Annotated in this window: 17 protein-coding genes and 1 pseudogene; 14 read left to right on the forward strand and 4 right to left on the reverse strand. The window is 44.7% G+C overall.

Features of this window, described 5'->3' with window-relative positions; translation table 11 throughout:
- Nucleotides 1-35: 35 nt before the first annotated feature.
- Complete coding sequence (locus HRQ85_RS02800) at nt 36-377, reverse strand: ArsR/SmtB family transcription factor (RefSeq protein ID WP_172378631.1); 342 nt, start codon at nt 375-377, stop codon at nt 36-38.
- 346 nt (nt 378-723) lie between these two features.
- Between HRQ85_RS02800 and HRQ85_RS02805 the strand changes: the two genes are divergently transcribed.
- The 3 genes and pseudogenes from HRQ85_RS02805 to HRQ85_RS02815 all read left to right on the forward strand — a co-directional run bounded on the left by HRQ85_RS02805 (nt 724) and on the right by HRQ85_RS02815 (nt 3,590).
- Nucleotides 724-1,521 carry a Cof-type HAD-IIB family hydrolase gene (locus HRQ85_RS02805; RefSeq protein WP_172378632.1) on the forward strand — a complete coding sequence of 266 codons (798 nt, stop codon included), beginning with the start codon at nt 724-726 and terminating at the stop codon, nt 1,519-1,521.
- A gap of 180 nt (nt 1,522-1,701) precedes the next feature.
- Nucleotides 1,702-2,347, forward strand: a pseudogene (locus HRQ85_RS02810) (DsbA family oxidoreductase).
- Nucleotides 2,348-2,381: 34 nt separating this feature from the next.
- The gene (locus HRQ85_RS02815; protein WP_172378633.1) at nt 2,382-3,590 is read left to right on the forward strand and encodes a winged helix-turn-helix domain-containing protein; all 1,209 of its coding nucleotides are present in this window, start codon (nt 2,382-2,384) and stop codon (nt 3,588-3,590) included.
- 28 nt (nt 3,591-3,618) lie between these two features.
- On the opposite strand, the gene HRQ85_RS02820 is transcribed toward HRQ85_RS02815, so the two are convergent.
- Nucleotides 3,619-4,476, reverse strand: a complete 858-nt coding sequence (locus HRQ85_RS02820) for a LysR substrate-binding domain-containing protein (protein WP_172378634.1) — start codon at nt 4,474-4,476, stop codon at nt 3,619-3,621.
- A gap of 106 nt (nt 4,477-4,582) precedes the next feature.
- Here HRQ85_RS02820 and HRQ85_RS02825 point away from each other — a divergent pair, with 106 nt between their 5' ends.
- The 4 genes from HRQ85_RS02825 to HRQ85_RS02840 all read left to right on the forward strand — a co-directional run bounded on the left by HRQ85_RS02825 (nt 4,583) and on the right by HRQ85_RS02840 (nt 9,084).
- On the forward strand, nt 4,583-4,906 hold the full coding sequence (locus tag HRQ85_RS02825) for a putative quinol monooxygenase (protein ID WP_172378635.1): 324 nt from the start codon (nt 4,583-4,585) through the stop codon (nt 4,904-4,906).
- A gap of 3 nt (nt 4,907-4,909) precedes the next feature.
- Nucleotides 4,910-5,884 (forward strand): Gfo/Idh/MocA family protein, encoded by a 975-nt coding sequence (locus HRQ85_RS02830; RefSeq protein WP_172378636.1) that lies wholly within the window; start codon nt 4,910-4,912, stop codon nt 5,882-5,884.
- Nucleotides 5,885-6,082: 198 nt separating this feature from the next.
- A complete protein-coding gene (locus HRQ85_RS02835) occupies nt 6,083-6,421 on the forward strand; it encodes a Fis family transcriptional regulator (RefSeq protein WP_172378637.1) in 339 nt (112 codons plus the stop codon).
- Between the two features lie 431 nt (nt 6,422-6,852).
- Entirely contained in the window at nt 6,853-9,084 is a 2,232-nt protein-coding gene (locus HRQ85_RS02840) for a hypothetical protein (protein WP_172378638.1), read from the forward strand.
- A gap of 43 nt (nt 9,085-9,127) precedes the next feature.
- Here HRQ85_RS02840 and HRQ85_RS02845 read toward each other — a convergent pair whose 3' ends face one another.
- Together HRQ85_RS02845 and HRQ85_RS02850 are read right to left on the reverse strand one after the other, a co-directional pair.
- Nucleotides 9,128-9,589: a hypothetical protein gene (locus HRQ85_RS02845; protein ID WP_136982427.1), complete on the reverse strand. Its 462-nt coding sequence runs from the start codon at nt 9,587-9,589 to the stop codon at nt 9,128-9,130.
- 180 nt (nt 9,590-9,769) lie between these two features.
- Nucleotides 9,770-10,528, reverse strand: a complete 759-nt coding sequence (locus HRQ85_RS02850; protein ID WP_017072299.1) for a DeoR/GlpR family DNA-binding transcription regulator — start codon at nt 10,526-10,528, stop codon at nt 9,770-9,772.
- A gap of 280 nt (nt 10,529-10,808) precedes the next feature.
- Between HRQ85_RS02850 and ltnD the strand changes: the two genes are divergently transcribed.
- The 7 genes from ltnD to HRQ85_RS02885 all read left to right on the forward strand — a co-directional run bounded on the left by ltnD (nt 10,809) and on the right by HRQ85_RS02885 (nt 19,101).
- Nucleotides 10,809-11,723, forward strand: coding sequence for an L-threonate dehydrogenase (gene ltnD / locus HRQ85_RS02855; protein ID WP_172378639.1), 915 nt, complete (start codon nt 10,809-10,811; stop codon nt 11,721-11,723).
- A gap of 2 nt (nt 11,724-11,725) precedes the next feature.
- Nucleotides 11,726-12,982 carry a 3-oxo-tetronate kinase gene (otnK, locus tag HRQ85_RS02860; protein ID WP_102442334.1) on the forward strand — a complete coding sequence of 419 codons (1,257 nt, stop codon included), beginning with the start codon at nt 11,726-11,728 and terminating at the stop codon, nt 12,980-12,982.
- 11 nt (nt 12,983-12,993) lie between these two features.
- Nucleotides 12,994-13,641: a 3-oxo-tetronate 4-phosphate decarboxylase gene (gene otnC / locus HRQ85_RS02865; protein WP_017086591.1), complete on the forward strand. Its 648-nt coding sequence runs from the start codon at nt 12,994-12,996 to the stop codon at nt 13,639-13,641.
- Nucleotides 13,641-14,417: a 2-oxo-tetronate isomerase gene (otnI, locus tag HRQ85_RS02870; protein ID WP_172378640.1), complete on the forward strand. Its 777-nt coding sequence runs from the start codon at nt 13,641-13,643 to the stop codon at nt 14,415-14,417. Before otnC ends, otnI begins: the two co-directional genes overlap by 1 nt.
- Nucleotides 14,418-14,596: 179 nt before the next feature.
- A complete protein-coding gene (locus tag HRQ85_RS02875; RefSeq protein ID WP_050620404.1) occupies nt 14,597-16,051 on the forward strand; it encodes a GntP family permease in 1,455 nt (484 codons plus the stop codon).
- A 113-nt stretch (nt 16,052-16,164) separates the two neighbouring features.
- Nucleotides 16,165-17,337: a glycerate kinase gene (locus HRQ85_RS02880; RefSeq protein ID WP_172378641.1), complete on the forward strand. Its 1,173-nt coding sequence runs from the start codon at nt 16,165-16,167 to the stop codon at nt 17,335-17,337.
- Nucleotides 17,338-17,649: 312 nt separating this feature from the next.
- Nucleotides 17,650-19,101 (forward strand): catalase, encoded by a 1,452-nt coding sequence (locus tag HRQ85_RS02885; RefSeq protein WP_048609850.1) that lies wholly within the window; start codon nt 17,650-17,652, stop codon nt 19,099-19,101.
- The last annotated feature ends 51 nt before the right edge of the window (nt 19,102-19,152 follow it).

Consider the following 19,152-nt stretch of genomic DNA (forward strand, 5'->3'; position numbering starts at 1 on the left):
AAGGCCATCAAAGCCAATCATTCAAGCGTGAACTTCTATTTTAAAATACTGTTAAATACCGATTCGAAGCGTTGAATATTGTCGCGGTCGATGCGGTAACACATCTTCGGCGGAATCGACTCAGCCGTAATAAAACCTGAGGCTTTCAATATTCTTAAGTGCTCTGATACCGTTGATTGAGCTAAACCCAATTCACTTACCAGGTCACTGTTCAAGCAGCCGCCCGATTTTTCTAAAGCGGACAAGATACTAAGTATGCGAATTCTCGCTGGATGAGCGAGTGCTTTTGCTAACACAGCCATCTCTTTTTCTGCTTCAGCATTACTCGGCGGAAGAGGTAGAGAACAGCTATCTGTTGCTTGGCATGTTGCAGTCATACTTAGTGGACTCACTTACTACTAATCGTTAAAAGACGATTGATAGTAAGCCTATTTCTTTTATTGGTCAACGCGAAATTTAAAAGTCGGCCTAAATTGGCATATTAAATTATTCGTTTTAGTTAAGCTGATACTCGCTTTCTTATCTGTTTTCACCCCCTTATTGCGCATAAACAAGATCTTAGATTTAAACAAAGAAATCGACCGAAAAGCGTTGCATTCATTGACTACTCTAACGATATAATCGAACGCAGAACCGTTACACAAGATAACGAAAAATCATAATTGTCACTTTAATTGTCACTTTAATTGTCACTTTAATTTTTACTTATAGGTAAGCCCTGAAATGCCACAACAGAACATCAAATTTATCGCTGCTGATATGGACGGCACTCTGCTTAATGAACACGGAAAGTTAGACCCAGAATTCTTCAATCTTTATGAGCGACTAGAAGCTCAAAATATTATTTTTGCTGCGGCATCGGGTCGTCAGTACTACAGCCTGATGGAAACCTTTGCTCCGCTAAAAGATCGCATGATGTTCGTTGCTGAAAACGGCACATTGGTGATGCACAAAGGCCAAGAGCTTTACAGTTGCTTGCTTGATACCGTTGCCATCAAAGAGATCATTAAAGAAGCTCGAGCTATTGAAGGCGCGCATGTGGTGCTATGTGGTAAGAAATCGGCGTACATCGAAACCAAAGATGAGCGTGCTCTAGCGGAGATCTCTAAGTACTACCACCGCCGTGAGCAAGTAGAAGACTTACTGGCGGTAGAAGACGATTTCATCAAGGTCGCTATCTGTCACTTCGACGGTTCACAAGAGAAAGTGAACCCAAGCATTAATGCCAAGTTTGGTGAGAACTACCAAGTGGTTGTGAGTGCGAAAATTTGGTTGGATGTGATGAACGCTGAGGCGTCAAAAGGCGCGGCGATTAAACATCTACAAAACACATTAGGCTTCACTTACGAGCAGACCATGAGCTTTGGTGATTACCTTAATGACTACGAAATGCTTAAAGAGAGCTACCACTCTTACGCGATGGAAAACGCACACCCTAAGTTGAAAGAGATCGCTCGTTTTAGCGCGCCAAGTAACGTCGATGCGGGTGTATTCCAAGTACTTGAGAAACTGCTAGCGTAACGCGGTTAAGCTCAATCCGATTTTTATCAAAGCCAACTCGTGAATATGAGTTGGCTTTTTTGTTGGCTACTGGTTCATCGAGTTAAATTTGAACGAGTGTTCAGCATGTTGTAGTCTAATCAGAAAGATGGGTATTCAGTTTGAATTGGATACGCCTTAGCAACGATATTTGGAATGATGATGAGCAAGAAACTTCAACTTGATATTATTTCTGACGTGATGTGCCCTTGGTGCGTGGTCGGCTACAAAAACTTAGAGCAAGCCGTTACGGAACTTGGTTTAGAAGACCAGATTGAACTTGAATGGCAGCCGTTTGAGCTTAACCCTGACATGCCGCAAGAGGGCGAAAACCTGCGTGACCATATCATGAGAAAATACGGTTCTAGTGCGGAAGAGAGCCAACGTTCACGTGAACAGCTTGCGGCTCGTGGCAAAGCGGTTGGGTTCGATTTCAATTTCTATGACAGCATGAGAATGGTGAATTCACGCCACTTACATGTGCTGCTCGATTTTGCTCTAGCGCACGGTAAACAGACTGAGTTAAAGCTACGCTTCTTTACGGCTCACTTTTCAGAGCAGAAAGATCTGTCTGATCTTGAGGTTATCGCACAAGAGCTTGAAGCTGTTGGTTTAGATGCAACGAAGGCACTGAAGCGCCTAAAGAACACCGACAACTTGAAGCAAATTGAAGCGCAAGAGTTTGAATGGCAACGCATGGGGATCTCTGCAGTTCCTACTGTGGTGTTCAATCGTAAGAGTGCTGTGACAGGCGCGCAGACTAGAAACCTACAAGCAGATCCTTCAAGAGCTTATTGCTGAATCATAAGCCAATCATTGGTATCAATTAGAGTCTGAATTACATGGAATCGTTGTCACTCACTCAAGCGCAAAAACTGGTATTGCTTTCGCAAAAGCTTCCGCCTAAGAAATTACCCCCTAAAAAGCAACGCAATGGGTGTGCTTTGGCGAACACGTTGTCTGCGATTGAAAACCTTGGCTATGTGCAAATTGATACCATTTCCGTGATTCAGCGAGCCCACCATCATACGTTGTGGAATCGCAATCAAGACTACCAACTTAACCATCTTGATAAGTTGTTAGAGCGTCGAGAGGTGTTTGAGTATTGGTCGCATGCCGCCGCGTATTTACCCATGCGAGACTACCGTTTCAGCCTACATCGCAAGAATGGCTTTGCGAGCGGTAAGCTCAAGCATTGGTATAAAAAGGATGACGCACTGATGGCTCATGTTCTCAAACGTATTGAGAATGAAGGGCCGTTGATGGCGAAAGATTTTGAAGGGGATAGGCCAAACCCCGGAGGGTGGGGCGGTAAACCGGCCAAGCAAGCATTAGAAACCTTGTTCATGCAAGGCGATTTAATGGTGCCAAACCGAGTGAACTTTCATAAGGTCTATGACCTTACCGAGCGAGTTTTGCCGAGCGGAATTGATACCTCTGAGCCGACTGAACAAGAGTACATCGAGCATCTGATAACACGTTACTTAGAGGCTAACGGAGTTGGAATAGCGTCGGAAATGAGCTACCTGCTCAAGAACACAAAGCCTCTGATTCAGAAAACACTCCAACAGATGCTTGAAGATAAACAGGTTCTGAAAGTAGATATTCAAGGCTCTGATTACTATGTCCTGCCAGGTGCTTTTGATCTGCTGAATCAACCTCTTTCCAGAACCAAGCTTAAGATACTGTCTCCGTTTGATAACCTGCTGATTCAACGAAAGCGAATGCAATCATTGTTCAACTTTGACTACCTCCTAGAGTGCTATGTGCCTGAGGCCAAGCGCCAGTTTGGTTACTTTAGTTTACCGATTCTGTGGCAAGGTAAGCTGGTGGCGCGAATGGATTGCAAGGTCGACAGGAAGACCCGTTTACTCAATATTCGTAACTTGGTTGTTGAAGACAGAGTTAAAACCCATGAGTCATTGATTCACGCTTTATGCGAAGAACTAAAGCACTTTATGGTGTTTAACCAATGTGATGAGATGATCGTCCATAACTCCACACCTTTTGATCTTGGTAAACGCTTGATGAGCCATTGGCAAACAGTCTAGCGGTCTTTGTTGTTTAGAAAGCGCTTAGCTACTCAGAAAGAGCGGCTAACAAAAACTCGACAAAGGTTCGGTTCTTCAAGGACAGTTGCTTGGTTTTGTAGAGCAAGTGAATCGGCTTTGGTAACGGCGCCATGCCGGGTAGGATTTCCAATAGCGCGCCACGTTTAATCTCTTCTGCGACCAAGATAGTCGGTTGCAATAACACGCCTACGCCCTGTAGAGCGGCATATCGCAACACATCCCCATTATTCGACATCAAGCGCACACGTTCTTTATTCGGTGTGGCGTGAGGGGCTTGGCTGCTGTAACTGAACCCAAGCGATGGATGCTGCGCCAAGTCTTCCAATACTCTGATTTCAGCATGTTGGTTTAGGTATGCGGGTGTGGCGCAATAACACATCTCATAATCCCCTAAATACCTTGCGACCAAGCTTGAATCGGACAGGTCGCCAATTCGCACAATCAGGTCAATGTCGGATGAATAAGGGTCGACAAGGTCATTATTCAACATCAGCTCAACGTTGATGGTTGGGTGTTGTGCAAGGAATTTGGCTACGATAGGAGCAAGCACCTTGTTTCCATAGGTAACTGGGCAGTTAATTTTTACCGTGCCTTGCGGTTGGTTTTCCAAGGTTTGAATCAGGTTCTCTGCATTGCTGATGTCTTCGAGAATTCGCTTACACTCACGATAGTAAAGTTGTCCTGAATCGGTTAACGATTGCTTACGCGTGGTACGGTGGATCAGCTGAGACTTCAAACTGGCTTCTAAGGAATGGACATGTTTGCTTATCATGGTTGCCGACAGGTTGAAGTGGTTTGCGGCGCTACGAAAGCTGCCTTGTTCCACTACGTAGACGAAGACTTTCATGCTGGTTAACTTATCCATTGAACACTCTTGGTTGATAAACAATAAACAAAACGTGAGTTTATCAATTATTAGGGGTTAATTATATTAATGGCAAACCGATAATTAACTAAAATAAGAGCGTGAAATGCCTCAAACGAATGAAACCATCCTTGTTACTGCCGAACTTAAGATCAAAACCAACATAGAACGAGCTGCTGCGATCGAAGCTATCGAACAGTTTTGTTTAGACATGCAAAGCGAGCCGGGCTGTCTACAAGCAATTGCAACTTATGATAAAAACCAAAGCGATCGTGTGATCTTGCTTGAGCAATACGCAAACCGTGAAGCGATTAATCAGCACTTTGGTATGCCTCATACCCAAGCGTTTATTGAGCGTGATATTACGGAATTAGTGCAAGCATTTGAAACACAGCGTGGGCCTATCAAAACACAAGAGCAGGAGATCTAAGACATGAAATGGGGAATCCTAGGAACTAGCTTTATCTCAGGCGTAATGGCGGATGCGATTAAAGGCGATGCTCAAAGCGAGTTGTATGCCGTTGCTGGTCGTACTGAAAAAACACTTAACGAGTTTGCTGCCCAATACCAACCAACACGAACCTTCAACAGCTATGAAGCCTTGATTGAAGATGAGTCGGTCGACATTATCTACATTGCTCTGCCAAACCATGTCCATCATGAGTATGTGATTAAAGCGGCTCAAAAAGGCAAAGCGATCTTGTGTGAGAAGTCTCTGTCGGTAGATATGGAAAAAACCGAGCAAGCTTTACAAGCCGTGAAAGGAGCGGGCGTATTCTTTGCTGAAGGTTTGATGTATCTAAACCATCCACTGATTGCAAAACTTCATCAGGAATTAGCGACAGGTGAGATTGGCGGAGTGCGCTCAATTCAAGGTTCCTACGTTGCGGCGATTGATCAGTTCGTGAACCCTGCAAGTAAAGGCGCGTTGTACAACCTTGGCTGCTACCCAATGTCGCTGATTCACTCTGTCGCGCAGCAGCAATTTGGCGAGAGTGTGTTCGATGGTGTGCAGATATCAGCAATCGGTCGACGAGGCGAAGATGGCAATATCTGTGAATCGTCGGCGATGATGCGTTTCAATGACCGTTTTACCGCGCAAATCCATACTGCTGAAGATCACGGCTTAAAGCATGGCTTCACGATCCTAGGCAGCAAAGGCTGTATTACGCTAGATACTAACCCTTGGTTACCGACTGCAGAAAATACGTTTACGGTAGAGATCTATGAGACGTCGACACGTGAAGTGAAAGTTGAAGCGCAAGGCGATGGCTTCCATTATCAAGTGCGTAATATCCGCCAAGCAGTCGAGCGAGGTGACACACAACTTGCTGCGCCAATGGCAACCCACCAAGACTCTCGCGTGATCATGAAGTTACTGACTGATTGGGAACAAGCGGCGAGCTAACATCTTCGTAAATTCTATATTCGCCTCATGTTTGATCGCCTCGTAAGCTATCAAACATGAGGTGTTTTCCTATATCTTCCAGTCGACTCTCCCCAATAAATACTTTGCATTTGAAACCGCCACAGTGTCCAATATCAGGTAGTACTAAACTGACCGAAAAACCTTATTTTTTAAGGTGTTAAATAGGACCTTTGCCGCATGCGTAAATCAGATAAGAAAATCGAGAATCAAATCAGAGACGTGTTAACTGACGTTTGTGAAGACACGCTGAAAGGCTTCGATGGTTTTTTGTGGGTGATTCACTCGGTCAACTTCTCCTCTTTTCCGCAAAGTTTGAAAATTGTCTGTGTATTCGATACCAATCAGGATAGAACGAACTTCTTAAGTGGCGAAGGCAAGCAAAGTGTCTCAGGGGCTATCCAACAAGCGTTCAATCAAGTTGGAATTCAACTGAAGAATATCGATAAGTATGTGAGCTACGATACGCAAGAAAACTGCGACCGTGACCATCAAGGGAAGTGGAACAAGAGGCTTTAAGGAGCGTTGTCATCGTTCTTGTTTAGACAGCCTATCCAAATTGAGTTTCAACATTGTGGCGCTCAAACTGAGATTCGATACAGCAAATCCAAGTCATGCTCTGAGTTCTAGGCTCTGATAACTTCCCATCTTCCAAACCGTATTATTCTCATTTTGAGAAAATCTGAGCTGATTTCTCGTTAGCCGGATAAACTTGGTTTCCAAATAAAATTAAAATCATAAAAATTTATCTTTTCCTTAATGGATTGATTTTGAATCGGCATTTGCTCGTTTTACTTGCCACCGATGAAACAAGACAGACGAGCACTTGAACAATGCTGCCATGTAGTCGATACTTTTTTCGTATTTTGATTCCTAAATTGACACGTAAGTTGGCTGACTTTTCGTCTTGCGATTTAAGGCATGACAGTATCGATTAGGAAATTTGAATCATGAAAACCTACATTTCTGGGCTGCTCGCACTCATACCGTCATGTTTAATCGCTGGCTACGCTTTTGCTGTTGGTACAGCAGTTGTGCTGCCAGGGCAACATGAAGCGGGTGTCGATCTTTCGGGCTCCCCACTATCTGCGAATGCCGTCATTGATTGGGAAATTTCCAACAGTGATATTGTGTTCGGAGCTTATGCCGACAAAGCCGACAATGAGCGGGCTACGACAATTGGTTATATGTACAACCAAGTCATGGCGATGAACTCGGGTTGGTTGGAGAACGATCTCCGTAACCAAGCTGAGTTAGAAGGCCTCAATTTCGAAGACTATTTCCTGCACTTTTCTGAAGATACTGTCATTGCCGAAGTTGATAAAACTCACGGCGAAAAGACCCTTTTAAACCGAAAACCTATGATCTTGGGTTATACAGCCAGTGAAGACCATGCTGGCTTTTGGCTGTATCAAGAGCCTCCGTGGGATGCCGATGTGTTTGAGAATTTCGAACAGGGTGGGGCTTTGTATGTCTATCATGCTGAGCAGTTCGAACGGCTGACCTTTAAGTTCTCACAGTTTGCTGGCAGCGGAGAATTTTGGATTGAATATCCAACAGCTATTGATTCTCAGGGAAGGGTTTCACAGTGGGAAAGGCTCGACGTAAAGAAAGACAAAACGCTCAATATGACCAAAAACCAATCGGTGATCTGGAACCTTCCGGATAACTGGGTAAGAGCCACGACTCATGATGGCAGTGGTGCGAGTTATGGCGGCGGCCAGTATTTTGGCTCCACCTTTTTGAGAGATGGTGGGCGCTTATACGTTGTAAGAGTTCGTTGGCAAAGTGAGAACGCCGGCGACAGGCCGCGTTTAAAAGAAGTCAAACTCAAGAACAGTTTTCCAACCGTCAAATTAACCGACGCTCCGACTACAACGCTAGACGGCAATGCTATCAGCCAATGGCGAAAAATCCGCGGTTTTGATGTGTCTGCAGACCTAGATGGCGATAACTACTTGTCGCCAAGCGAGTATCGAAATCGAACTAATAGGAACGCGACAGCGCGTTTTCGTTGGGAATCAAGAGTGGTGCCATTTGGTCGAATGTGGAGCGCTAACTCATCTTGGTCGCTAACGAACGTCGCAAACGCGGATTATCTATCTGCTATTCATCGCTACTACAAGCAAAGCTGGGCAAGCCAAGGTTTGAATGGTGCGTACAACGACGACACAAATAAGCTTATTGGTGCGAATCAGTTCTATGTTCACTCTGGCGGGCATGTTCAAGAGTTAGGAGCTGTTGCGGGTTCGAATCAAGCGGATGATCTCTACAAGCAACAATTTTCAGCGTTTCTGAAAAATCTATCAGCTTTAGAAAGTGATGCGTCGATTGGGTTGAATATCGGAACCGCGAACTTGCTGGGTCGAAATGGACAGTCTCATCTTAGCGAAGCGGGATCTCTATATTTACGCGAGCACTACATTTTTCCGTCTACTGGGTTTAGTGGTTACTCGGGGATCTCTAAATTCTGGGATAATTCTGCGCTCGCCTATAATGGACAAAGTGTTATTTTTCAGGCGACAACGCGTTATGGGCGAGTTCAGTATCTTGGAAATAGTGAAGAGAATTGGAAGCAAGACCAATACTCGACGCTAGCGATCTACCACCTCAATCGACACGCTCAACATAGCTACTTTAATCAGTGGAACAATGGTTACGTCTATGGAAGTGGCAATACGACGGCTGACACTTTCTGGCAAAGAGGTGTCCCTAAAAACATCGCCTACCAACCAAGTTCGTTATTGGCCGTTGATTTGGGAGAGCCGAGTCATCAGATCCCACAAGGCTTTGCGCCGATTCCTTTGATGCTTTCGACAACGACACCTCAGCCCGCTGACTACACCGTCGTTGGCGATGCCTCGATGAACGAAATGGTGCATGCTGATCTGCCCAACGGTATGACGCACGTTCTACCGACGTTCACGTACTTTATGTATCAATCTGAAAATCAGGTGGTTGCTGGTGGTCCTGAGGACATGGTGTTAGCGAGAGAGTTTAGCAATGGTCGTGTGTTGTATCGTACGGATTTCCACGGTAAGAATCCGAGCTTTTATGAAACGTCAAAACTCACCATTGCGTTGGATGTTCCAATGAAACCTGTTGATGCTAACGGTAACGTTGGTGACTATGTGAGTGAAATAGAAATTGGCGGTTATGAAGGTTTTTTCTTACTTTATTAGAGCCAATGTGAGTGAGTACTCTCGAACCAGAGTAGACTAGAGCTTAGGTTCGGGATATCAGCTTATTCTTTTTACACTGCTTAAACTCTTTGGCGATCCACGATTGCTCGTTTAAACCATTGTCGATTAGAGCAAAAAGGTAGCCATCGACTTTGCCTGACGCCGCAGGATATTCTTGAAAAGCGTGCTTAGGGTAGCCGGGGTAATCTGTCTCGTATTGAGCGTCTAACTGCTTACCGAGTTGACGCCATTTTACGAATAACTCAGAAGAAGACGTCTCAACCTTATATTGGCCCAAAATACGTTGGTGATGAGTTAACGCCACTTTAGCGCAGTGGTTGGTCTGTACGACTTTTTGTATCAATTCAACTTGTTCTTCACTCATGGTTTTCGCCAGTACATTCTCTTGTTCGATGCGCGCCATTCGCTCACCAAACGTTTCAGCATGGGTGGAAAACACAAAAGTAAGCGGTAAAGCCAATACCAAAAGACGCTTGTAGAACATAACCAAACTCGTTAAAAGGATTCGCGGCTATTATGCCGCCCGCCGCCAATATTATTAATGAATATAAACGCTTAATTGTAAGAATTATTTTTATCGAGTAGATAAATAGATGGTTTTGGAGTTGTGGTATTCAGGTTCTGAATGTTTGGTTGGTGAGCCTGAAATTTGATGAGGGATCCGTTACGAATTAATGACCTTGATGCCTTTGTCTTGAAGCTCATCAATCACACTACTCGAAAGATCAATGTCGGTGATCACGCCATCAAGCGCACTTAAATCTAAGGCGTGGAAAGTAGCGATACGCCCGTATTTGGTTGAGTCTGAAATCAGATAGTTTGAATGAGCTGCTTGAACAATGGCTTGTTTGACTAATACCTTATTTTCACAAGGTGTCGAGAGCCCTTTTAGATTCCAAGATGAAGAAGAGATAAACGCAATATCAATATTCATCCCTGCCAAGAACTCAGCTACTTTTCCCCCAATACTCGATTGATTTTCACGGTCAATCTTGCCACCAGTATGGTAAATCTCAGATTGTGTGCTGTTCATTAGGTATGCGGCAATCGCGAAGTCATTGGTGATGATAAGCAGATCATCTCGCCCTGCAAGTTGGTGAGCGATCTCCAAAGAGGTTGTTCCAGCGTCTAAGTAGATAGTCGAATACTCAGGAACCAATTGAGCAGCTAGTTGACCTATTTGAGCTTTTTCGCTTGCTTGCTGTTCTACCTTGATGTCGTGTGACAATTCGCTGTGAAGTGCTTTAGTCAGCTGAACGCCACCCGAAACTGAAATCACTTTCCCTGATGTCTCTAGCTTTACGATATCTCGACGAATGGTCATATGAGACACCTCTAAGTGCTCAACAAGCTCAGAAATACTGATCACTTCTTGGTGTGATAATAGTGACAAAATGGTTCTCTGACGTTCCGCTGGAATCATGATTCTTCTTCTATGTTCTTATTTTTCATCATCCTATCAATCTTTAGCTGTTTTGTGAATATCTGTGAATATCTGTTGTGAAATAGCAATTAGAACTGTGATTGCTGCCGAAATTACCCTTATCTAATGCCTCGAAAGGGTTAAATTACTCAACTGTGTTAACTTTTGTTAAAAATGTGACTTATCACTAAGTCGCATTCGATTGCTTAACATATAATCACAAACATAAACAAGAATTAACAAATCTAGAATTCAATAATTACGTGAAAGGCATCTTGCTATGAATGAAGTTCAATCTGTTGGTGTTATCGGTTTAGGTTCTATGGGCATGGGCGCAGCGAAGTCATGCGTGCGTGCAGGGCTTGATGTATATGGTTTCGATTTGAATCCGCAAGCGCTTGAAACCTTGGGTGAATATGGCGCAAAAGCGGTCTCGACAAGTGCGGTTGAGTTTGCCGACAAACTTGATTCAGTTTTGGTATTGGTTGTGAATGCAGCTCAAGTTAACACGGTACTGTTTAAGACTGGTCTTGCGGCGGCACTAAGATCTAACACGCCAGTTATGGTCTCGGCAACGATCTCAGCAGAAGACGCGAAACAAATCGAAGCTCAGCTTGCTGAACATGATCTTGTGATGCTGGATGCGCCAGTGTCCGGCGGTGCAGTAAAAGCAGAAGTCGGTGAAATGACCATCATGGCTTCAGGTTCGACAAGTACATTCGAAGTATTGGCTCCTGTACTCGATGCAACTGCAGCTAAAGTCTACAACATCGGTGAGGCCATCGGCCTTGGTGCGACCGTTAAGATTATCCACCAGTTACTAGCAGGTGTTCATATTGCTGCGGGCGCTGAAGCGATGGCACTAGCCGCACGCGCAAACATTCCGCTTGATTTGATGTACGACGTTGTTACGAATGCAGCGGGCAACTCTTGGATGTTCGAGAACCGCATGAAGCACGTAGTCGATGGTGATTACTCTCCAAAATCTATGGTTGATATCTTTGTGAAGGATTTGAACTTGGTATCAGATACCGCTCAAGACCTGAAATTCCCACTCCCGCTATCAAGTGCTGCACTGAACATGTTCGTTAGCGCGAGCAATGCTGGCTTTGGTCAAGAAGATGACAGCGCAGTGATTAAAGTATTCCAAGGTATTGATCTACCAGGTGTAAATACGTCAAAGGCGGAGAAATAATCATGTTATTAGGTGTTATTGCAGACGACTTTACAGGTGCAACAGACATTGCTGGTTTCTTGGTTGAAAACGGTATGCGCACTGTTCAACTGAATGGGATTCCAACGGGAGAGTTTGACACATCAGCAGATGCTGTGGTGATCAGCCTTAAATCTCGCTCTTGCCCAGTTGACGAAGCGGTGACGGATTCGGTTACTGCGCTTAAATGGCTTCAATCTCAAGGCTGCCAACAGTTTTACTTTAAATACTGCTCAACGTTCGACAGTACCGCTGAGGGCAATATTGGTCCCGTAACAGATGCACTTTTGGCTGAACTTGGAGAATCTTTCACTATGGTTTGCCCTGCATTGCCAGTAAATGGTCGCACGGTTTACAACGGTCACTTGTTTGTTTTTGGTGAGTTATTGAGTGATTCAGGTATGCGTAATCACCCTGTTACACCAATGACGGATTCAAGTGTGGTTCGAATGATGGACGCACAATCAGAAGGTGTTTCCGGTTTAGTTAACTTTCAAACGATTGAACAGGGCGCTGATGCGGTTACCGCTCGTTTTAACGAACTCAAAGCTCAAGGTAGTCGCTACGCCGTGGTAGACGCATTTAATGCAGAGCACTTGGTGACGTTAGGTCAAGCGGCTAAATCTTTGAAACTAATCACAGGTGGTTCAGGCCTAGCTGCTGGTATCGCTAAAAACTGGACAGAACATCTTGCTGATCAAAGTGATGCAAAACATGCCGGTAGCCCAGTCAAAGCACCAACCGTTGTGTTCTCTGGTTCTTGTTCAGTGATGACTAACCAACAAGTTGCGGTATACAAGCAGCTTGCTCCTCACTTTGCTATCGATGTGAAGGCTTGCTTAACCAATGATCAATACGCCAATGAAGTGTTCGATTGGGTGATGACCAATAACCAAGGCGAGTTTGCTCCTTTGGTTTATGCAACCGCAGATGCTGCCGCACTAAAAGCAATTCAAGAAGAGTACGGCGCACAAGCTTCAAGCCACGCCGTTGAACAATTTTTTAGTCAACTCGCTATCAAACTACAACAACATGGCGTGAAAAACTTCATCGTTGCTGGTGGTGAAACATCAGGCGTCGTGACGCAAAGCCTAGCCGTGAAAGGTTTTCATATTGGTCCTCAAATCGCACCAGGTGTGCCTTGGGTTAAATCGGTCGAAGGTGAGCTATCACTAGCGCTAAAATCGGGCAATTTTGGTGATGAAAACTTCTTCGCTAAAGCTCAATCATTCTTTTCATAAGCGAGATTCAAATGAGTAAAGTTTTGATGAACGAGCAGCAGTTAAGAGAGCAAATGGTCACGCTCGCTCGTTCAATGTTCGAACGAGGTTACGCCACTGGTGGTGCAGGTAACCTGTCTATCAAATTACCTAATGGGCATTTTCTAGCAACACCAACAGGCTCTTCATTTGGTCGCCTTGTCGCTGAGGAATTGTCGGTTGTCGATATCGATGGCAACCACATCTCAGGTAAGAAGCCTTCTAAAGAAGCGGCATTCCACCTAGCGATTTACCGTAATAATCCTGTATGCAATGCCATTGTTCATTTGCATTCTACTTACCTTACCGCGTTGTCTTGCCTTGAAGGGTTGGATCGTAACAACGCGATTAAGGCTTTCACACCGTATTTCGTGATGCGAATTGGCGAGTTACCAGTCATTCCTTACCTACGTCCGGGTGACCCACAAATCGCTGAAGAGTTGGCAAAACGAGCAGGTGATTATCGAGCATTTTTGTTAGCAAACCACGGCCCAGTAGTAACAGGCACTGACTTTGTTGATGCCGTTGATAACGCTGAAGAGCTAGAAGAGACCGCCAAATTAGCATTCTTATTGAAAGGGAATGATATCCGTTACCTAACGGACGAAGAAGTGATGGATTTAAAAGGGAGAGGCAAATAATGGCTAAGTTCGCAGCAAACTTAACGATGTTATTCACAGAAGTACCATTTCTAGAGCGTTTTGAAAAAGCACACCAAGCCGGTTTCAAAGCTGTTGAATACCTATTCCCTTATGCATTTGAGGCCGAAGAGCTTGCAGCAAAAATGCAGAGATTTGGTTTTGAACAGGCGCTGTTCAACATGCCTCCAGGTGATTGGGACGCAGGCGAGCGTGGCTTCGCAGCGATTCCTGGCCGTGAAGAAGAGTTTAAAACCAGCGTTGATACGGCACTTATGTACGCTAAAGCGCTGAATTGCAAGAAAGTTCACGCGATGTCGGGTCTACATGATGCGAATTTCACGAGGCAGCAACACGTTGAAACCTTTATCTCAAATATTCGTTTTGCCGCAGATAAGTTTGCTGAGCATAACATCGAATTGATTATTGAACCGCTAAATAGCCGTGATGTTCCTAATTACTTCGTTGCTCACCAACGTGACGCTGTCGAACTGATTAAGTTAGTCGATAGGCCAAATGTGAAGCTGCAACTCGACCTTTATCACGCGCAAATCATGGATGGTGATTTAAGTACTTTGATTCGTGAAGTGGCTGCTTATACCGGTCATATCCAAATTGCTTCTGTACCAGAAAGGCATGAACCATCGGAAGGCGAACTGAACTACCCACACTTGTTTAGTGTTTTGGATGATTCAGGTTACCAAGGTTGGATTGGTTGTGAATATAACCCAAGAGGCACGACAGAAGAGGGGCTTGGCTGGGTAAAAAGTTATTTATAGCGCGGTGTGAATGGCGTTTATATGTAACGAACCATAAAAGTAAAAACTGATTTAGATAACACGGCTTACAGGTAAGCCAACACATAACGATAAAGTGCAATAGGTGATCCCGATATCACCTATATGCACCACCCTACAATTTTCATAAAAATGAAGAAAGAGACAAAAGGAATATAAAAATGGATGGAGCACTGATAGGCATCGTAATTGGCATCTTAGCCATGATGGGTATGATTATTAAAACGAGAATCCCAGTCGCACTTGCTATGGTTATTGCAAGTATCATCATGGGTCTTTTTGCGGGTATGGCGCCAACAGAGTTGATTGATGCAATTAAAGCTGGTTTTGGTGGCGTGCTTGGTGGTATTGGTTTGATCATCGCGTTCGGCGTTATCATGGGCGCGTGTTTCGAACGCTCTGGAGCCGCTGTTCGAATGGCAAAAACGTTTGTAAAGCTGTGTGGTAAAGGTCGTGAAGACTTAGCGCTAGGTTTTACAGGGGTGCTTGTCGCTATACCAGTTTTCTGTGACTCTGCGTACATCATTTTGCATTCTCTTGTTCGCGCAATTTCACGTGATACGGGGAAGTCAGCGGTTGGCCTAGGTGTGACTCTAGCGCTTGGCTTGCTTATCACTCACGCACTTGTGCCACCAACACCGGGTCCAGTTGCTGTGGCTGGAATTCTGGGTGTAGATCTAGGTGAATACATGTTATGGGGTTTGATGGTTTCTATCCCTATGATGCTTCTTTCTATGATTTATATTCGTCGAGTAGGTAACGAGTACTACCGCGTACCAAACGGTGAGACATGGATTACTAACCAAGCTGATTGGGCAAACCTTGAGAAAGTGAAAGAAACAGATGACAGAGAGCTACCAAGTAACTTTTTATCATTCGGTCCAATTCTGCTGCCAATCGCATTCATCCTAATCAACACGCTTGTTGGTCAAGGTGACACTGCAATGCACAACGTTATTTCGTTGATTGGTAACCCAGTGGTTGCTGTTGGTATCGGTGTTCTTATGGCGCTATACGGTCTTACTCGTCATATTGAGCGCAAAGACATGGTTAGCTCTATGGATGATGCTCTGTCTACTACAGGTCTAATTCTTGTGGTAACTGGCTGTGGTGGCGCAATGGGTGCAGTACTTAAAGCATCAGGTGCTGGCCCTCAAGTAGCCGAAGCTATTGCGAGCAGCGGTATTCCACCTCTACTTGTACCACTAGCAATTGCTTCAATGCTTCGTCTAATCCAAGGTTCAGCAACGGCATCAATGATGGTTGCAGCAACGATGACGCTGCCATTGGTTGAAACGTTAGGTCTAGACCCAGTATTCGTAGCACTTGCATGTGCGGTAGGTCCGGTTGGCTTCTCTCATTTGAACGATTCATACTTCCACATCATCAACCGTACGTTAGGTATTACTGAACTAGCTGACCAAATTAAGATCTGGTCTGTGTCTTCAACCATCGCATGGGCGATTGGTGCAAGCATCATCATGATTCTAAACTTAGTGTTTGGTAAAGGCGGTACGTTGATCGACCCACTTATTCCAATTGCGGTCCTAGGCGCTGTATTTGTATGGCTAAAAAGCAAAGAGAAATCACAAGTAAAGACAGCCGTTACTAACTAATACTACTTACCTTTATATACTGCCCCTATTAATTGATTAGCTTGCTGATCTTCAATAGGGGCATTTTTGGATCGGACACTCATCAAAATTACTAATCTTTTGGATCTATCAGTATGAAAATTGTTATTGCACCAGACTCGTTTAAAGAATCTTTATCGGCTGTATCGGTGGCGGCGTGTATTGAAAAGGGCTTTCGTGAAATCTTCCCTGACGCTGACTATGTGACTTTACCCCTGGCCGATGGCGGCGAAGGGACTGTGGATGTGTTACTGCAAGGATTAGCGGGGCAGAAGCGAACACATCAAGTGGAAGGTCCGTTGGGCGCATTGGTTAATGCTGAATGGGCGATGCTTGAGCCATCCGATAGCAACCCGAACAAAACGGCATTGATTGAAATTGCTGCGGCATCAGGTTTGGATTTGTTAGCGCCAGAGCAGCGTAACCCTTTGTTGGCTTCTTCATTTGGTACTGGGCAATTGATTTTGGAAGCGATAGAACAGGGCGCTCAAACGATTATTCTTGGATTGGGTGGCAGTGCGACTAATGATGGTGGTGCGGGTATTGTTCAAGCTCTAGGTGGTCGATTAATCGATAGGAATGGACAAGAGCTTGGCCGAGGTGGTGCTGCACTTGCAGAGCTCGCATCAATAGATCTTACCGGCTTAGATTCGCGCTGTGCTGATATCGAATTGATTGTGGCGTGCGATGTTGATAATCCATTGTGTGGTGATAACGGCGCCAGCCATATATTCGGCCCACAGAAAGGCGCAAGCCCAGAACAAGTTGTGATGCTTGATACGGCGCTTGAGAATTTTGCTCAAGTAGCTGAATCTCAAGGTTGTACTCGTGGTGATGACTCTGTTCACAAGCGTAAGGGTTATGGCGCGGCGGGTGGTGCTCCAATGGGGCTTGGATTGTTGTTTAACATGCAGATTAAACCGGGTATCGAGATGGTGCTTGATGTTTTACAAGCTGATGAAGTATTGAAAGGCGCAGATCTTGTAATTACCGGTGAAGGGCAAATGGATAACCAAACTCTGCAAGGAAAAACGCCTTATGGGATTGCTAAACGTGCGAGTTTACAAGGTATTCCGACCATAGGGATTGCAGGTTCTTTAGGAATAGAAGTCGAAGCCTTGTATGGTGAGATGAACAGCTTGTTTGGGACGGTAAGATCACCTCAAACTTTAGAAAAAGTACTACAAGAGGCTGATATCAACTTGACGAGAACGGCAAGAAATATTGCAGCGACTTTACGGTTAGGTCACAAAATATCACAAAAATAGCGATTTTTGATAAGACTCGAACAATCGTGGGATTAACTTGTAATGCCATGTAACTTATTGATTGTTATGTTGTAAATATTACTATCAATATTGAATGATTATGATTATGATTATGATTATGATTATGATTTAGATCATTAAATTGATAGGTTTTGTCCATGATAACGATAATTACAAACGATTATATTTTACTTTGATTCAAGCTTATTCTATATCCTTAGTTACTGCGTGGTTTTGTGTGATGAATAACTACCATACAGAAGTGGCGGTGCAACAAAGATGCTGCACCTAAAAGGTAATAAGGAATTGATGATGAGTAAAAAACTAACTACAGCTGCGGGTTGTCCTGTTGCTCATAACCAGAATGTTCAAACTGCGGGCAAACGTGGTCCTCAACTTCTTCAAGATGTTTGGTTCTTGGAGAAATTGGCCCATTTTGATCGTGAAGTGATTCCAGAGCGTCGTATGCACGCGAAAGGCTCAGGTGCTTACGGCACATTTACCGTTACACACGACATCACAAAATACACCAAGGCAAAATTGTTCTCTGAAGTAGGTAAAAAAACCGACTTGTTTGCACGTTTCACAACAGTAGCGGGTGAGCGTGGTGCTGCCGATGCCGAGCGTGATATCCGTGGCTTTGCATTGAAGTTTTATACTGAAGAAGGCAACTGGGATATGGTGGGTAACAACACGCCAGTATTCTTCCTTCGTGATCCTCTTAAGTTCCCTGACTTAAACCACGCGGTGAAACGTGATCCACGCACCAACATGCGTAGCGCGAAAAACAACTGGGATTTCTGGACTTCTCTTCCGGAAGCTCTGCACCAAATTACTATCGTAATGAGTGACCGTGGTATCCCGGCTACTTACCGACACATGCACGGCTTTGGTAGCCACACGTTCAGCTTCATCAACGCTGATAACGAACGTTTCTGGGTTAAATTCCACTTCAAATCTCAGCAAGGTATTAAGAACCTTTCTGATGCAGAAGCGGCACAAGTGATCGGTGATGATCGCGAAAGCCACCAACGTGATTTGCTAGACAGCATCGATAACCAAGACTTCCCGAAATGGACGTTGAAAGTACAAGTGATGCCAGAAGCAGATGCAGCGAAGGTTCCATACAACCCGTTCGATTTGACTAAGATCTGGCCTCATGCAGATTACCCGTTGATTGAAGTGGGTGAATTCGAGCTAAACCGTAACCCACAAAACTTCTTCGCAGAAGTTGAGCAGTCGGCATTCAACCCGGCGAACGTAGTTCCAGGTATCAGCTTCTCTCCAGACAAGATGCTGCAAGGTCGTCTGTTTGCTTACGGTGATGCACAACGTTACCGTTTGGGTGTTAACCATCAGCACATTCCAGTGAATGCGCCTCGTTGCCCTGTACATAGCTACCACCGTGATGGTGCGATGCGTGTCGATGGTAACTTCGGTGGCACATTAGGTTATGAGCCAAACAACGAAGGTCAGTGGGCAGAGCAGCCAGATTTCGCTGAACCAGCACTGAACCTAGATGGCGCAGCAGCACACTGGGATCACCGCGAAGATGAAGATTACTTCTCGCAACCGGGTGACTTGTTCCGCCTAATGACACCAGAGAAGCAAGCGATTCTGTTTGATAACACTGCTCGTAACCTAGGCGGCGTACCAAAAGAGATTCAATTGCGTCACCTAAGACACTGTTACAAAGCCGACCCTGCATACGGTGAAGGCATTGGTAAACTGCTTGAAATCGATGTGAGCGAATTTAAGTCGTAATCAATCATCTTGATTCGTTAATTGAAAGGCCGTTGAGTGAATTACTCGATG

Origin of the sequence: Vibrio sp. Vb339 (genome assembly GCF_902751245.1) — a bacterium.
Lineage (GTDB): Bacteria > Pseudomonadota > Gammaproteobacteria > Enterobacterales > Vibrionaceae > Vibrio > Vibrio coralliirubri.

Coding starts and splice junctions, on each gene's coding strand:
- HRQ85_RS02800 (WP_172378631.1), bottom strand. CDS start 377: ATGACTGCAACATGCCAAGCAACAGATAGCTGTTCTCTACCTCTTCCG.
- HRQ85_RS02805 (WP_172378632.1), top strand. CDS start 724: ATGCCACAACAGAACATCAAATTTATCGCTGCTGATATGGACGGCACT.
- HRQ85_RS02815 (WP_172378633.1), top strand. CDS start 2,382: ATGGAATCGTTGTCACTCACTCAAGCGCAAAAACTGGTATTGCTTTCG.
- HRQ85_RS02820 (WP_172378634.1), bottom strand. CDS start 4,476: ATGGATAAGTTAACCAGCATGAAAGTCTTCGTCTACGTAGTGGAACAA.
- HRQ85_RS02825 (WP_172378635.1), top strand. CDS start 4,583: ATGCCTCAAACGAATGAAACCATCCTTGTTACTGCCGAACTTAAGATC.
- HRQ85_RS02830 (WP_172378636.1), top strand. CDS start 4,910: ATGAAATGGGGAATCCTAGGAACTAGCTTTATCTCAGGCGTAATGGCG.
- HRQ85_RS02835 (WP_172378637.1), top strand. CDS start 6,083: ATGCGTAAATCAGATAAGAAAATCGAGAATCAAATCAGAGACGTGTTA.
- HRQ85_RS02840 (WP_172378638.1), top strand. CDS start 6,853: ATGAAAACCTACATTTCTGGGCTGCTCGCACTCATACCGTCATGTTTA.
- HRQ85_RS02845 (WP_136982427.1), bottom strand. CDS start 9,589: ATGTTCTACAAGCGTCTTTTGGTATTGGCTTTACCGCTTACTTTTGTG.
- HRQ85_RS02850 (WP_017072299.1), bottom strand. CDS start 10,528: ATGATTCCAGCGGAACGTCAGAGAACCATTTTGTCACTATTATCACAC.
- ltnD (WP_172378639.1), top strand. CDS start 10,809: ATGAATGAAGTTCAATCTGTTGGTGTTATCGGTTTAGGTTCTATGGGC.
- otnK (WP_102442334.1), top strand. CDS start 11,726: ATGTTATTAGGTGTTATTGCAGACGACTTTACAGGTGCAACAGACATT.
- otnC (WP_017086591.1), top strand. CDS start 12,994: ATGAGTAAAGTTTTGATGAACGAGCAGCAGTTAAGAGAGCAAATGGTC.
- otnI (WP_172378640.1), top strand. CDS start 13,641: ATGGCTAAGTTCGCAGCAAACTTAACGATGTTATTCACAGAAGTACCA.
- HRQ85_RS02875 (WP_050620404.1), top strand. CDS start 14,597: ATGGATGGAGCACTGATAGGCATCGTAATTGGCATCTTAGCCATGATG.
- HRQ85_RS02880 (WP_172378641.1), top strand. CDS start 16,165: ATGAAAATTGTTATTGCACCAGACTCGTTTAAAGAATCTTTATCGGCT.
- HRQ85_RS02885 (WP_048609850.1), top strand. CDS start 17,650: ATGAGTAAAAAACTAACTACAGCTGCGGGTTGTCCTGTTGCTCATAAC.